This window comes from Kitasatospora sp. NBC_00315 (assembly GCF_041435095.1).
GTDB lineage: Bacteria > Actinomycetota > Actinomycetes > Streptomycetales > Streptomycetaceae > Kitasatospora.
On record NZ_CP108025.1, the window covers coordinates 5,428,287 to 5,442,765 of the forward strand.

Below are 14,479 nucleotides of genomic sequence, written 5' to 3' on the forward strand. Positions count from 1 at the left end.
GGGGCACCCTCTGCGAGGGTGAGCCGATGCGAATTCTGAGGCGCCCTCGGGGGCGGATCCCGCGCCAGGCGGCACGAACCGTGGTGCTGGACCAGGACGGATCGGTGTTCCTGCTCCGCTCCGACAACCGCGAGGTCGGTGTCCACTGGACGATGCCCGGCGGCGGCGTGGAGAGCGGCGAGACGCCGCTGGAAGCGGCCCGCCGGGAGCTGTGGGAGGAGACCGGCTGGACGGATCTGGCACCCGGGCCGCTGCTCTGCACCTGGGAGCACGACTTCACCTGGCACGGCACGCCGGTGCGCCAGCACGAGCACATCTACCTGACCACCGGTCCGCGCCGTGGCCCGGAGGGCGACGTCAGTGCCGTCCACACCGCCGACGGCATCCTCGGATGGCGCTGGTGGACTCCGGCGGATCTCGCCGCCGAGCGGGCCGACGCCCTCTGGCCGCCCCAGTTGCCCGCGCTGCTCGCCGCGGTCCGGGAGAACGAGGCGCTCGGTGACGGGAGGCCGGTCGAGCCGGTCGACCTGGGTTTCGTCCCGAACACTCCGCGCGGGGGCAGGAGCGCCTGACAGTCGGCGCTCGGTGCCGGGCGGCTCGGCTCCTGGCCCTCGCCTCTTGGCGTCCTCAGCTCGTGGCGCCCTCGGCTCCGGGCTCCGGCTTCTCGGGCCGCGGGTCGTCGACGCTGGGCAGTCCGGCCCGGCGGGTTCGGCCCGGCACGTTCGTCCCTGGCGGGTTCGCCCCCGGCGGATCAGCCGCGCCGCAGCCGGGCACCGCCGCGTGCCACGGAGCCCGTACGCCAGCCGTGCAGCCCCAGCTCGCGGTCGTGCAGGGCCTCCGGGTCGATCAGGACGGACAACTCGGCGCCGGGCAACTGGTCGAACCCGAGGCCGGTCGCCTCCATCAGCTGCTCGGTCGGCACCGAGACGGCGATGGCCGGCCGCCACGACGGGAGGACGACCAGGCAGCTGCCGCGTCCGGGCCGCACCATCCGCGCGTCGACCAGGACGTAGCGCTCCGCCGCCGGTCGGCTCTCCGGCTCGGGTCGGTTCGGTGTTCCACCGATCAGGATGCCCAGCGGGGTCTCCGGACCGGCCGGCTCGGCGCTCCCGTGCGCTCCGGTCGGTCCGTCTGCGGGTTGCACCGCCGGCGGCGCGGTGGCGTCGACCGCCGGTCCGCGTGGGTGGAGCCGGCTCAACCGCCGGGCGGGCGAAGGGCGTTTGGTCCTGGCGGTCGCCCCCTCGGCCCGTACGGGTGGGGGAACTACGGTGGGCCGGGCCACCGGTACGGACGACGCCTGCGCCGTGCGGGGCAGCGCCACCCGGTCGGCGTTCGGTGCCCGGAGGCCGCCGTCCGTCCGGCCGCCACCTCCGGCACCGGCGGGTGGCGACAGGTCCGCCCCGGCCCGGGAGAGCAGCTCCCGGATCTCCTCCTGGGGCCGATGGCAGGCCGCCGAGAGCTCGGCGAGGGTCATCCCGCGCTCGTAGCGGGCCCGCAGCCGCTGCCCGAGTCCGGCCCGCAGGTTGGCGGCCGTCACGGCGCTGGGTCCGGGGTCCGGTTCCGGTCGGGGTCCCGGAGCGGCCGGCTCCCGACCGCGGTCGACCGAAACGCCGCCTCCCCGGATGCCGCCCTCGGTGACGCAGTCCTCCCTGTCGCCCTCCCTGTCGCTCTCCCTGTCGCTCTCCCTGACGTCGATCTGCGGAGTTCCCTCCACTGCGCCGCGCGGGCGGGGCACCGAGCTGTCGGAACCCGAGCCCGAGCCGGCCCCTGTGCCCGTGCCGGACCCGGCGCCCGCGCCCGCCCCGACGGCCCCGTCCGGGCCGCCGGCCGCAGCCACCGCGCACCGTCCGGCCTTCCCGGGCGCGGCCGGGAGGGCCGGTGGCCGGTCGGCCGGTCGTTGATCGGGCAGCGGTCGGGCGGGTTCGTTCTGGTCGAGCGAGGTCATCGGTACGGGCCCTCCGGGATGCGGTGCGGATGATCCTGCCGCACCCCGGGATCAAGCTCAAAGAGAAACCGGTAAGCCGGTAGGTATCCGCCAACGGCTGCCCACGCCGCCCGGTGCCGCCCGGTGCCGTCCGGTGCCGTCCAGTGCCGCCCGGTGCCGTCCGGGGCGCGGTTCAGGCACCGGGGGCGACGAACCCCTTGAGGTCGGACAGCACCGCGTTGGCGGCCAGCACGCCGAGGCCGAGGAACCAGGTCTCGTCGGAGACCGGCCTGGCCTGTCCGGCCTTGACCGCGCCGAGGGTCTTCCACAGGGCGCCGCCCAGGACGGTGTCCTGATTGGTGGCGCTCGGCGTCCCGTACACGCCGTAGAAGATCCAGTCCGCGTCGGCCTTGTCGATCTGCTCGGGGCTGATCTCGACCGCGAGTTCCTTGACCTGCTCGATCTTCGGCTGGGGGAGCGGAATGTCGGTGAGGATCGTCCCGATGAAGGAGAGCTCGGCGTAGAGGCGGGTCTTGCCCGGCATGAACCGCAGCGGGCTGACGGTGGGCTTCCCTCCGAGCCGGGCGCCGACGGCGGTGGCCGCCCCCTGATAGGCGGCGAGCAGTGCCGCGGCCTCCGCCTCCAGCCCGAACGGGCTCGCGTTCAGCGCGAAGTTCTCCTTCCAGGGATAGCCGGGGCGGATGGAGAAGACGGTCGGCGCGATCTTGGAGAGCGAGGCGTACTGGTCCTGGGCACGCAGCTGGCTGCCGAGGATCAGGTCCGGCTTCAACGCGGCGATGGCCTCCAGGTTGAGGCTGTTGATGGTGCCGACGTTGGCGGGGGTGCCGACCTTGTCCTTGAGGTAGGACGGCATGGTCTTCGAGCCGTCGGTGTGGACGACGCCGACGGGCTGGACGCCGAGCGAGACGACGTTGTCGAGTTCACCGGTGTCCAGGACCACCACGCGTACGGGCTTCGCGGGGATCACCGTCGCGCCGAGCGCGTGCCTGACGGTGCGCGGGTAGACGCCGGGCGCGGCGTCGGTCCCGAAGCTCTTCATCTGCTCGATCACGGTGGCGTAGTCGTCGCCGCCCTGCTTGACCGACTTCTGGTCGGGTGACGCCCCGGAGGAGCCCTTGGCCTCACCGGAGGTCGTCCCGGTCGTCGAGCCGGAGCCGCCGCAGGCCGTGAGCAGTCCGCCGAGGCCGAGGACCATCCCGCCGGTCAGGCCGGTGGCGAGGAACCTCCGGCGGGACGGGCGGGAGGCAACGGTCCGGTCTGCGGGGGTGGGGGCCACGCGATTCTCCTTCTGCGACGGCCGGTGCGTTCACCAGTGATCGATGTTAGGTGAGGCAAACCTATCCGATGGCTCGACGATGCCCTTCCCCACCCCTTCGTGTTCGATCCGCGTACCCGGAGCGGGCGGGCCGACCGACGGACAGGGCCGGCCCGCCCGCCCGACCCGACCCGACCCGACCTGCCGGGGCCGGCAGCGCGATCCGCCGCCGTCGGCGAATCGCGCCGTCGACCCCACGGCGCCGGCCGCCTCCCGTTAAGCTCGACCCCATGAAGCGCTTCGCGTGCCTGAGCTGGTGGCCGTCCTAGGACGGCCACCCCAGACATGACCCAGGGCCGTCCGAACGGACGGCCCTGCTGCTTTTCTCCCCACCACGCAGAGCCCGTCCAGGACGGCAGGCATCCGTGAAGGAGAAGAACAGCATGACCACCGCACTGCTCACACCGGCCGAGCCCGCCGCCGGCGCCCCCGTGGCCCGGCGCGTCCTCACCGGTGACCGACCGACCGGCCCGCTCCACCTCGGCCACTACTTCGGCACCCTGCAGAACCGGGTCCGCCTGCAGCACCAGGGGGCCGAGCTGTTCGTCGTCGTCGCGGACTACCAGGTCATCACCGACCGCGACATCGCCGACCGGCTCGCGGAGCACAGCGAGGGACTGGTGATCGACTACCTCGCCACCGGCCTCGACCCCGACCGGGCCACGATCTTCGCGCACAGCGCCGTACCCGCCCTGAACCAGTTGCTGCTCCCCTTCCTCAGCCTGGTCAGCGTCGCCGAGCTCAGCCGCAATCCGACCGTCAAGGACGAGATCGCGCACTCCCGCCAGGCGGCCGTCAGCGGCCTGATGTTCACGTACCCCGTCCACCAGGCCGCCGACATCCTGTTCTGCAAGGCCGACCAGGTGCCCGTGGGCCAGGACCAGTTGCCCCACCTGGAGGTCGCCCGCACGGTGGCCCGCCGCTTCAACGAGCGCTACGGCGCCCGCGGTCCGGTCTTTCCGGAGCCACGGGCCCTGCTCTCCGCCACACCGCTGCTGCTCGGCACCGACGGCACCAAGATGAGCAAGAGCCGGGGCAACGCCATCCCCCTCGCCGCCGACGAGGACACGACCGCCCGCCTGATCCGGGGAGCCCGGACCGACGCGGAACGCCGGATCACCTACGACCCGGCCACCCGCCCGGGGGTCGCCGGGCTGCTCCAGCTCGCCGCCCTCTGCCAGGGCCGGGCGCCCGAGCAGGTGGCCGAGGAACTGGGGGACGGCGGAGCGGCCGCGCTCAAGCGCACTGTCACGGAGTCGGTCAACGAACACCTGCGGCCGATCCGCGCGCGCCGCGCCGAGCTCGCCGCCGACCGCGGTCACATCCGGCAGGTACTGCGTGCCGGGGCCGAGCGGGCCAACGCCGTGGCCGACGCCACTCTCGGGGAGGTGCGGACCGCGATGGGATCGGTGGGATCGGACTGAGCCGGACCTGGGCATACCTTGGTCAGTCGGACAACTCTTCCTGGGGAGGACCTGGCGATGGCTCAGTACACCCTTGGCGGCCCGGGGCCGGGCCCCGCGCCCGACCCCGCACGGGCCCGCGGGCTGACCCGCCCGAACCGACTCGTCCCCGGGGACCGCATCGCCGTGGTCGCCCCCAGCAGCCCGATCGACCCCGCACGACTCACCGCCGGCTGCGCGATCCTGCGCTCCTGGGGGCTGGAGGTGGACGTCGCGCCGCACGTCCTCGACGGCCACCCGCTGGTCGGCCACCTCGCAGGCGAGGACGCCGACCGGGCCGCGGACCTCCAGGCCGCCTGGCTCGACCCCGCCGTGGCGGCCGTCGTCTGCGCGCGCGGCGGCTACGGCGTCCACCGCATGGTCGACCTGCTCGACTGGGATGCCATGCGCGCGGTGGCCCCGAAGGCCTTCATCGGCTTCAGCGACGCCACCTCCCTGCACGAGGCCTTCGCCCAGCGCCTGGGCATCGCCACCCTGTACGGGCCGATGGCCGCCGCCGCGTCCTTCGTCCTCGACGGGCCGACCGCCGACCACCTCCGCCGGACCTTGTTCGAGCCCGCCGCGACGACCGTGCTCACCTCGCCCACCGCCGCGCCCCTGGTCGCCGGCCGGGCCCGGGGCGTCACGGCGGGCGGCTGCGCCTCCGTCCTCGCGGCGGAGCGCGGCACCCCGGCGGCCAGGCTCTCCTTCGCGGGTGCGGTCCTGATCCTGGAGGACGTCAACGAACAGCCCTACCAGCTCGACCGCATCCTCACCCAGCTCCTGCGCTCCGGCGCGCTGGAGGGGGTGGCGGGTGTGGCCCTCGGCTCCTGGGAGGGCTGCGGCCGTCCCGAACGCGTCCGGGAGGTGATGCTCGACCGTCTCGGACCGCTCGGCGTACCCGTGCTCCAGGACCTCGGATTCGGCCACTGCTCGTCCACCCTCACAGTCCCGCTCGGCGTACCCGCACTGCTCGACGCGGACGCGGGAACCCTCACCCTGGAAGCGCCGGCGCTGGCGGACGCGGCCTCCTGAGTAGGGTGCGGCCATGCACGACGAACCGAATACGGCCGCCTCCGCAGCAGCCGCAGCGACAGGCGCCCCCGGCACGACGGACGACCTGCGGACCCTGACCGAGCAGGTACGGGCCCTGTTGCGCGGCCGGGGGAGCGGCAGCCGCACGCTGCTCGGCCTGGCCGGCCCACCCGGCGCCGGCAAGTCCACGCTCGCCCGGTTCCTGGTCGCCGAGATCCGCCGGACCGAGGGCGCGACCAGCGCCGCGTACCTTCCCCTGGACGGCTTCCACCTGTCGAACGCCCAACTCGACCGGCTCGGCCTGCGCGCCCGCAAGGGGGCACCGAACACCTTCGACGCGGACGGGTACGTGGCTCTGCTCCGGCGGGTCGCGGACGACCGCTTCCGTGACATCTACGTCCCCGACTTCGACCGGGAGCTCGACGAGCCGGTGGCCGCGCGCCATGTCGTCACGCCGCAGGCCCGGCTCGTCATCACCGAGGGCAACTACCTGGCGTCCGCCGACCACCCCTGGACGCAGGCCCGTCCCCTGTTGCGTGAACTCTGGTATGTCGAGGCGGAGGACTCCGTGCGGGAGACCCGGTTGCTGCGCCGCCACATGGCCGGCGGAGAGGCCGAAGCCGACGCCCGAAGCAGGGTCAGCTCCAACGACCACCCGAACGGCGAGTACGTGAAAGCCGCTCGTGACGCCTGCACCCGCAGCGTCCGGCTGGGTGACTTGCCTCCGGGCGCGGCTGCGCGTAGTGTCGACTAGTCGCTCGGCAGGGGGCACCGGACACGCAGTCAGCGCGGACGGTCCCGGGGCGGCCACTCCACGAACCACCTTCCTCTCCATCGCCATGGGGTTTCGCTTCGGCGTATTCCAGTGCGATTAATTGGCGTGTGTGGTTTCGGTGAATTGGCTCGGATTCGCCTTTCGGGGCGGGGCTGAGCTAAGGTTTGAGGCATCGGACGGGCCGTCAGGTCGGTTCGGTGAAAGCCTTCCGAAGGCCGGAACGCACGAAAGACTCTGGTAGAGTCTGGGAGTGCCGAAAGGCCGAAGGAAAGCAGGTCAGGGAAGCGAAACTCCGGTAAACGGAGCGGCGAACATCTGATAAGCTTGGAACACGAAAGAACGAAGCGCCCGGAGAGACCGTGAGAGCGGCTCGAAGGAAGTGTCCGTTCCTTGAGAACTCAACAGCGTGCCAAAAGTCAACGCCAGATATGTTGACATCCCCGGCCCGGGTCGTTCGATCCGGGTTGGAGATTCCTTTAGTAAAAAACACTAGCGAGGACGCAGTGCGCGGGGCTTCCCTATTCCGGGGGTCGCCGCGCCGCTCAACGCGGGTGGCCGCTCGATTACGAGCAGACATGCACGGAGAGTTTGATCCTGGCTCAGGACGAACGCTGGCGGCGTGCTTAACACATGCAAGTCGAACGGTGAAGCCCTTCGGGGTGGATCAGTGGCGAACGGGTGAGTAACACGTGGGCAATCTGCCCTGCACTCTGGGACAAGCCCTGGAAACGGGGTCTAATACCGGATATGACCTTCCTCCGCATGGGGGTGGGTGTAAAGCTCCGGCGGTGCAGGATGAGCCCGCGGCCTATCAGCTTGTTGGTGGGGTAATGGCCTACCAAGGCGACGACGGGTAGCCGGCCTGAGAGGGCGACCGGCCACACTGGGACTGAGACACGGCCCAGACTCCTACGGGAGGCAGCAGTGGGGAATATTGCACAATGGGCGAAAGCCTGATGCAGCGACGCCGCGTGAGGGATGACGGCCTTCGGGTTGTAAACCTCTTTCAGCAGGGAAGAAGCGCAAGTGACGGTACCTGCAGAAGAAGCACCGGCTAACTACGTGCCAGCAGCCGCGGTAATACGTAGGGTGCGAGCGTTGTCCGGAATTATTGGGCGTAAAGAGCTCGTAGGCGGCCTGTCGCGTCGGATGTGAAAGCCCGGGGCTTAACCCCGGGTCTGCATTCGATACGGGCAGGCTAGAGTGTGGTAGGGGAGATCGGAATTCCTGGTGTAGCGGTGAAATGCGCAGATATCAGGAGGAACACCGGTGGCGAAGGCGGATCTCTGGGCCATTACTGACGCTGAGGAGCGAAAGCGTGGGGAGCGAACAGGATTAGATACCCTGGTAGTCCACGCCGTAAACGTTGGGAACTAGGTGTTGGCGACATTCCACGTCGTCGGTGCCGCAGCTAACGCATTAAGTTCCCCGCCTGGGGAGTACGGCCGCAAGGCTAAAACTCAAAGGAATTGACGGGGGCCCGCACAAGCAGCGGAGCATGTGGCTTAATTCGACGCAACGCGAAGAACCTTACCAAGGCTTGACATATACCGGAAACGGCCAGAGATGGTCGCCCCCTTGTGGTCGGTATACAGGTGGTGCATGGTTGTCGTCAGCTCGTGTCGTGAGATGTTGGGTTAAGTCCCGCAACGAGCGCAACCCTTGTTCTGTGTTGCCAGCATGCCTTTCGGGGTGATGGGGACTCACAGGAGACTGCCGGGGTCAACTCGGAGGAAGGTGGGGACGACGTCAAATCATCATGCCCCTTATGTCTTGGGCTGCACACGTGCTACAATGGTCGGTACAAAGGGCTGCGATGCCGCGAGGCGGAGCGAATCCCAAAAAGCCGGCCTCAGTTCGGATTGGGGTCTGCAACTCGACCCCATGAAGTTGGAGTTGCTAGTAATCGCAGATCAGCATGCTGCGGTGAATACGTTCCCGGGCCTTGTACACACCGCCCGTCACGTCACGAAAGTCGGTAACACCCGAAGCCGGTGGCCTAACCCGTAAGGGGAGGAGCCGTCGAAGGTGGGACCAGCGATTGGGACGAAGTCGTAACAAGGTAGCCGTACCGGAAGGTGCGGCTGGATCACCTCCTTTCTAAGGAGCACATAGCCGGATGTGAGCGAATGTCTCGCACGGTTGCTCATGGGTGGAACGTTGACTATTCGGCACGGTTCGGTCTCATCGACCGCGAGTACTGCGCTTCGGCGCGTGGAAAGCATCTGGTGGGGTTGGGTCGTGGTGGGCACGTTGTTGGGTCCTGAAGGAACGGCCGTGATGGTCGTTGCTTCAGTGCCGGTCCTACTTGAGATGCGCCTTGGGTGTGTTGATGGTGGGTGACTGGTCGTTGTTTGAGAACTGCACAGTGGACGCGAGCATCTGTGGCCAAGTTTTTAAGGGCGCACGGTGGATGCCTTGGCACCAGGAACCGATGAAGGACGTGGGAGGCCACGATAGTCCCCGGGGAGCCGTCAACCAGGCTTTGATCCGGGGGTTTCCGAATGGGGAAACCCGGCAGTCGTCATGGGCTGTCACCCATACCTGAACACATAGGGTATGTGGAGGGAACGCGGGGAAGTGAAACATCTCAGTACCCGCAGGAAGAGAAAACAACCGTGATTCCGGGAGTAGTGGCGAGCGAAACCGGATGAGGCTAAACCTGTTACGTGTGATACCCGGCAGGGGTTGCGTAGTAGGGGTCGTGGGAAAGTTCTTCAGTCGTCTGCCGGCGGCTGGGTGAGTCAGAAACCGTTGGTGTAGTCGAAGGACATGCGAAAGGTCCGGCGTAGAGGGTAAGACCCCCGTAGACGAAACATCAGCGGCTCACTTGAGCTTCTCCCAAGTAGCACGGAGCCCGAGAAATTCCGTGTGAATCTGGCGGGACCACCCGCTAAGCCTAAATATTCCCTGGTGACCGATAGCGGATAGTACCGTGAGGGAATGGTGAAAAGTACCGCGGGAGCGGAGTGAAATAGTACCTGAAACCGTGTGCCTACAAGCCGTGGGAGCGTCGGACGTGCAGCTTGCTGTGTGTCTCGTGACTGCGTGCCTTTTGAAGAATGAGCCTGCGAGTTTGCGGTGTGTAGCGAGGTTAACCCGTGTGGGGTAGCCGTAGCGAAAGCGAGTCCGAATAGGGCGTTTGAGTTGCATGCCCAAGACCCGAAGCGGAGTGATCTAGCCATGGGCAGGTTGAAGCGGAGGTAAGACTTCGTGGAGGACCGAACCCACCAGGGTTGAAAACCTGGGGGATGACCTGTGGTTAGGGGTGAAAGGCCAATCAAACTCCGTGATAGCTGGTTCTCCCCGAAATGCATTTAGGTGCAGCGTCACGTGTTTCTTGCCGGAGGTAGAGCACTGGATAGGCGATGGGCCTCAACGGGTTACTGACCTTAGCCAAACTCCGAATGCCGGTAAGTGAGAGCGTGGCAGTGAGACTGTGGGGGATAAGCTCCATGGTCGAGAGGGAAACAGCCCAGAACACCGACTAAGGTCCCTAAGCGTGTGCTAAGTGGGAAAGGATGTGGAGTCGCAGAGACAACCAGGAGGTTGGCTTAGAAGCAGCCACCCTTGAAAGAGTGCGTAATAGCTCACTGGTCAAGTGATTCCGCGCCGACAATGTAGCGGGGCTCAAGCACACCACCGAAGTCGTGTCATTGCAGCAATACCCCCAACGGGGGCTGTGATGGGTAGGGGAGCGTCGTGTTCCGGGTGAAGCAGCGGAGGAATCCAGTTGTGGACGGGACACGAGTGAGAATGCAGGCATGAGTAGCGATACAAGAGTGAGAAACTCTTGCGCCGATTGACCAAGGGTTCCTGGGTCAAGCTGATCTGCCCAGGGTAAGTCGGGACCTAAGGCGAGGCCGACAGGCGTAGTCGATGGACAACGGGTTGATATTCCCGTACCCGCTTTGAAGCGCCAACGTCGAACCTCTGAATGCTAAAGCCGTGAAGCCGGCCCGGAGTCTTCGGACAAAGGGACGTGGTGGAGCCGCTGACCCAACAGGGTAGTAGGTGAGCGATGGGGTGACGCAGGAAGGTAGTCCAGCCCGGGCGGTGGTTGTCCCGGGGTAAGGGTGTAGGCCGAGTGATAGGCAAATCCGTCACTCATTGAGGCTGAGACCTGATGCCGAGCCGATTGTGGTGAAGTGGATGATCCTATGCTGTCGAGAAAAGCCTCTAGCGAGTTTCATGGCGGCCCGTACCCCAAACCGACTCAGGTGGTCAGGTAGAGAATACCGAGGCGTTCGGGTGAACTATGGTTAAGGAACTCGGCAAAATGCCCCCGTAACTTCGGGAGAAGGGGGGCCGGAACTGGTGATCGGATTTACTCCGTGAGCTGGGGCCGGCCGCAGAGACCAGCGAGAAGCGACTGTTTACTAAAAACACAGGTCCGTGCGAAGCCGTAAGGCGATGTATACGGACTGACGCCTGCCCGGTGCTGGAACGTTAAGGGGACCGGTTAGTCGAGATTCGTCTCGGCGAAGCTGAGAACTTAAGCGCCAGTAAACGGCGGTGGTAACTATAACCATCCTAAGGTAGCGAAATTCCTTGTCGGGTAAGTTCCGACCTGCACGAATGGCGTAACGACTTCTCGACTGTCTCAACCATAGGCCCGGTGAAATTGCATTACGAGTAAAGATGCTCGTTTCGCGCAGCAGGACGGAAAGACCCCGGGACCTTTACTATAGCTTGATATTGGTGTTCGGTTCGGCTTGTGTAGGATAGGTGGGAGACTTTGAAGCGGCCACGCCAGTGGTTGTGGAGTCGACGTTGAAATACCACTCTGGTCGTGCTGGATGTCTAACCTGGGTCCGTGATCCGGATCAGGGACAGTGTCTGGTGGGTAGTTTAACTGGGGCGGTTGCCTCCTAAAGAGTAACGGAGGCGCCCAAAGGTTCCCTCAGCCTGGTTGGCAATCAGGTGTTGAGTGTAAGTGCACAAGGGAGCTTGACTGTGAGACCGACGGGTCGAGCAGGTGCGAAAGCAGGGACTAGTGATCCGGCGGTGGCTTGTGGAAGCGCCGTCGCTCAACGGATAAAAGGTACCCCGGGGATAACAGGCTGATCTTCCCCAAGAGTCCATATCGACGGGATGGTTTGGCACCTCGATGTCGGCTCGTCGCATCCTGGGGCTGGAGTAGGTCCCAAGGGTTGGGCTGTTCGCCCATTAAAGCGGTACGCGAGCTGGGTTTAGAACGTCGTGAGACAGTTCGGTCCCTATCCGCTGTGCGCGTAGGAATATTGAGAAGGGCTGTCCCTAGTACGAGAGGACCGGGACGGACGAACCTCTGGTGTGCCAGTTGTCCTGCCAAGGGCATGGCTGGTTGGCTACGTTCGGGAGGGATAACCGCTGAAAGCATCTAAGCGGGAAGCCTGCTTCGAGATGAGTATTCCCACCTCCTTGAGAGGGTAAGGCTCCCAGTAGACGACTGGGTTGATAGGCCGGATGTGGAAGCCCTGTAAGGGGTGGAGCTGACCGGTACTAATAGGCCGAGGGCTTGTCCTCAGTTGCTCGCGTCCACTGTGTTGTTCTGAAACAACGACCCCGTTTTTCCCGGGCCACGGGGAGAGCGGTGCGGTGACAGTTTCATAGTGTTTCGGTGGTCATAGCGTGAGGGAAACGCCCGGTTACATTCCGAACCCGGAAGCTAAGCCTCACAGCGCCGATGGTACTGCAGGGGGGACCCTGTGGGAGAGTAGGACGCCGCCGAACAATCATTCAGGAAAGGCCCCGCCGGGTAACCGGCGGGGCCTTTTCGCATGTCCGGCGACATACGGTTCTCCGGAGGCGCGCGTGTGGTGCTAGGTCCACCCCGGAAGACGGGTGACACGGCCCGTGCCCGGACGCGGCCGGCGGGGCGAGACTTGCCGGGGGCGGGCGACAGCCGTCCGCGCAGCCCTAGTCGCAGGAGAAGCCGTGGCAGCAGTCACTCCCACCAACGACGCGCCCACGCGTGTGCGGGCCGGAGCGGTCATCAGGACGGGGGCCCAGGCGCTGCCCAGGTCGTGTCAGGTGGTGCTGGGCTCCCTGCCGGGCGTCCTTGTACCGGTCTTCGGTGCCGTCGTCCTGGGCGCCGTGCTGATCGGGGCGTTCGGGGACACCGACCGGTCCTCCTGGTTGGTCCTGCTGGCCGCCGGAGTCGCACTGCTGACGCTGGCGGGTCTCTTCGTACGCTGGAACGCCGATCTGACACGCGCTCAGGTCATGCGCTGGTACGGCGTCCGGCTGCCGGCGACCTACACGAACCGGCCGGCCCTGGAGCTGGACGAGCGCGGGCACTGGTGGACGGGCTACTCGTACCACCGCTCGCACGCGGTGGCCCGGCTCGGTCAGCTGCTGCACTGGTCGTTCCGCGATCCGATCACCCGGCGGGAGATCGGCTGGTTGCTGCTGAACCCGGCGGCGGCCGCTTCGCTGCTCGGCCCGGTGTTCGTGCTGATGCTGGGTGGCGCGCTCTTCGCGCTCACGCCGGGCACGGACTCCCGCACCTACGGGGGGATCGCGTCGGGCGGCCTGTCGGTGCTGCTGTCGCTGGTCATCGGCGCGCTGCTGGTCGTCGGCGGCCTGCTTCTGCTCCCGCATGCGATGCGGGCCCACTCCGAGCTGGCCCGCCGGGTCCTGGACCCGGCGGGCCAGTCCTCGCGGGAGCAACTCACCCGCAGGGTTGCTCGGTTGACCGAGACCAGGGCGGAGGCCGTCGGCAGCCAGGCGGCCGAGTTGCGGCGGATCGAGCGGGATCTGCACGACGGGGCGCAGGCCCGACTGGTGGCGATCGGGATGACGCTCGGGACGATCGAGCACCTGATGGACAGCAATCCGGCGGCCGCGCGAGAGCTCCTCGCCGAGGCACGGCAGTCCTCGGCGAAGGCACTGCAGGAGCTGCGGGACCTGGTCAGGGGCATCCACCCGCCGGTGCTGGCGGAGCGGGGTCTCGGGGACGCGGTCCGGGCACTCGCGCTCGACAGCGCACTGCCGGCCGAGGTGTGCGTGAGCCTTCCGGACCGGCCCCCGGCGCCGGTGGAGGCCGCGGTCTACTTCAGCGTCTGTGAGCTGATGGCCAACGCCGCCAAGCATTCGGGGGCCGATCGGCTCTGGGTGGACATCCTGCACCGGGCGGGTTCGCTGCGGGTGACGGTCACCGACGACGGCCACGGCGTGGCGGATCCGTCGAAGGGGAGCGGACTGCGCGGGATCGAGCGCAGGTTGGGTACCTTCGACGGTGTCCTCGCCATCGACAGCACGTCGGGCGGTCCGACCACGATCACCTTGGAGCTGCCGTGCGAGTTGTCCTCGCCGAGGACCTCTACCTCCTCCGGGAAGGCCTGATCCGTCTGCTGGAGGCACACGGCTTCACCATCGCCGCGGCGGTGGAGACCGGGCCGGAGCTGCTGGAGGCACTGCTGACCCACCGTCCGGACGTGGCGGTCGTGGACGTCCGCCTGCCGCCGACGCTGACCGACGAGGGCCTCCAGGCCGCGCTCGCCGCGCGCCGGGAGATCCCCGGCCTGCCGGTGCTGGTCCTCTCGCAGCACGTCCAGCAGCTGTACGCGCGGGAGTTGCTGGCCGACGGCTCGGGCGGCATCGGGTATCTGCTCAAGGACCGGGTGTTCAAGGCCGACCAGTTCATCGACGCCGTCCGGCGGGTGGCGGCGGGCGGGACGGCGATGGATCCGGACGTGATCGCCAAGCTGCTGCAGAGCAACTCCCGTTCGCAGCCGTTGCAGCGGCTCTCGCCGCGCGAGCGGGAGGTGCTGGGGCTGATGGCGGAGGGCTGCTCCAACTCGGCGATCGCGGCCCGGCTCGTGGTCAGCGACGGTGCGGTGGCCAAGCACATCGCCAACATCTTCACCAAGCTGGGGCTCGCGCCGGCCGACGACGCCAACCGGCGGGTGCTCGCCGTGCTGGCCCACCTGAACGGGGCGGGGGAGCCCACGCGGTGACAACCCGGCCTGGGCGGACGCTGA

General features: G+C 67.3%; 8 protein-coding genes and 3 rRNA genes. 9 read left to right on the top strand and 2 right to left on the bottom strand.

The genetic code is table 11. The features are described 5' to 3' along the window. Positions 1–26 precede the first annotated feature (26 nt). The gene (locus tag OG823_RS22560; protein ID WP_371481424.1) at positions 27–572 is read left to right on the top strand and encodes an NUDIX hydrolase; all 546 of its coding nucleotides are present in this window, start codon (positions 27–29) and stop codon (positions 570–572) included. Positions 573–751: 179 nt separating this feature from the next. Here OG823_RS22560 and OG823_RS22565 read toward each other — a convergent pair whose 3' ends face one another. Then, the gene (locus tag OG823_RS22565; protein ID WP_371481425.1) at positions 752–1,537 is read right to left on the bottom strand and encodes a hypothetical protein; all 786 of its coding nucleotides are present in this window, start codon (positions 1,535–1,537) and stop codon (positions 752–754) included. 580 nt (positions 1,538–2,117) lie between these two features. Next, positions 2,118–3,140, bottom strand: coding sequence for an ABC transporter substrate-binding protein (locus tag OG823_RS22570; RefSeq protein WP_371484611.1), 1,023 nt, complete (start codon positions 3,138–3,140; stop codon positions 2,118–2,120). A gap of 503 nt (positions 3,141–3,643) precedes the next feature. On the opposite strand from OG823_RS22570, the gene trpS reads away from it, so the two are divergent. From trpS to OG823_RS22610, 8 genes are all read left to right on the top strand, one after another. Further along, positions 3,644–4,684 (top strand): tryptophan--tRNA ligase, encoded by a 1,041-nt coding sequence (trpS, locus tag OG823_RS22575; protein ID WP_371481426.1) that lies wholly within the window; start codon positions 3,644–3,646, stop codon positions 4,682–4,684. 57 nt (positions 4,685–4,741) lie between these two features. Further along, the gene (locus tag OG823_RS22580; protein WP_371481427.1) at positions 4,742–5,737 is read left to right on the top strand and encodes an LD-carboxypeptidase; all 996 of its coding nucleotides are present in this window, start codon (positions 4,742–4,744) and stop codon (positions 5,735–5,737) included. A gap of 13 nt (positions 5,738–5,750) precedes the next feature. After that, the gene (locus OG823_RS22585; RefSeq protein WP_371481428.1) at positions 5,751–6,491 is read left to right on the top strand and encodes a nucleoside/nucleotide kinase family protein; all 741 of its coding nucleotides are present in this window, start codon (positions 5,751–5,753) and stop codon (positions 6,489–6,491) included. Between the two features lie 597 nt (positions 6,492–7,088). After that, positions 7,089–8,612: ribosomal RNA gene (locus OG823_RS22590) — 16S ribosomal RNA — on the top strand. A gap of 286 nt (positions 8,613–8,898) precedes the next feature. Beyond that, positions 8,899–12,020, top strand: a 23S ribosomal RNA gene (locus OG823_RS22595). 90 nt (positions 12,021–12,110) lie between these two features. Then, positions 12,111–12,227: ribosomal RNA gene (gene rrf, locus OG823_RS22600) — 5S ribosomal RNA — on the top strand. The 16S, 23S and 5S rRNA genes sit together here, the layout of an rRNA operon. Before the next feature lie 204 nt (positions 12,228–12,431). Further along, positions 12,432–13,841: a sensor histidine kinase gene (locus OG823_RS22605; RefSeq protein ID WP_371481429.1), complete on the top strand. Its 1,410-nt coding sequence runs from the start codon at positions 12,432–12,434 to the stop codon at positions 13,839–13,841. Continuing rightward, positions 13,793–14,455, top strand: coding sequence for a LuxR C-terminal-related transcriptional regulator (locus OG823_RS22610; protein ID WP_371481430.1), 663 nt, complete (start codon positions 13,793–13,795; stop codon positions 14,453–14,455). Before OG823_RS22605 ends, OG823_RS22610 begins: the two co-directional genes overlap by 49 nt. Positions 14,456–14,479: the final 24 nt, after the last annotated feature.

Excerpts from the sequence above, each read along its gene's own strand:
- OG823_RS22560 (WP_371481424.1), top strand. The coding sequence starts at position 27 with ATGCGAATTCTGAGGCGCCCTCGGGGGCGGATCCCGCGCCAGGCGGCA.
- OG823_RS22570 (WP_371484611.1), bottom strand. The coding sequence starts at position 3,140 with ATGGTCCTCGGCCTCGGCGGACTGCTCACGGCCTGCGGCGGCTCCGGC.
- trpS (WP_371481426.1), top strand. The coding sequence starts at position 3,644 with ATGACCACCGCACTGCTCACACCGGCCGAGCCCGCCGCCGGCGCCCCC.
- OG823_RS22580 (WP_371481427.1), top strand. The coding sequence starts at position 4,742 with ATGGCTCAGTACACCCTTGGCGGCCCGGGGCCGGGCCCCGCGCCCGAC.
- OG823_RS22585 (WP_371481428.1), top strand. The coding sequence starts at position 5,751 with ATGCACGACGAACCGAATACGGCCGCCTCCGCAGCAGCCGCAGCGACA.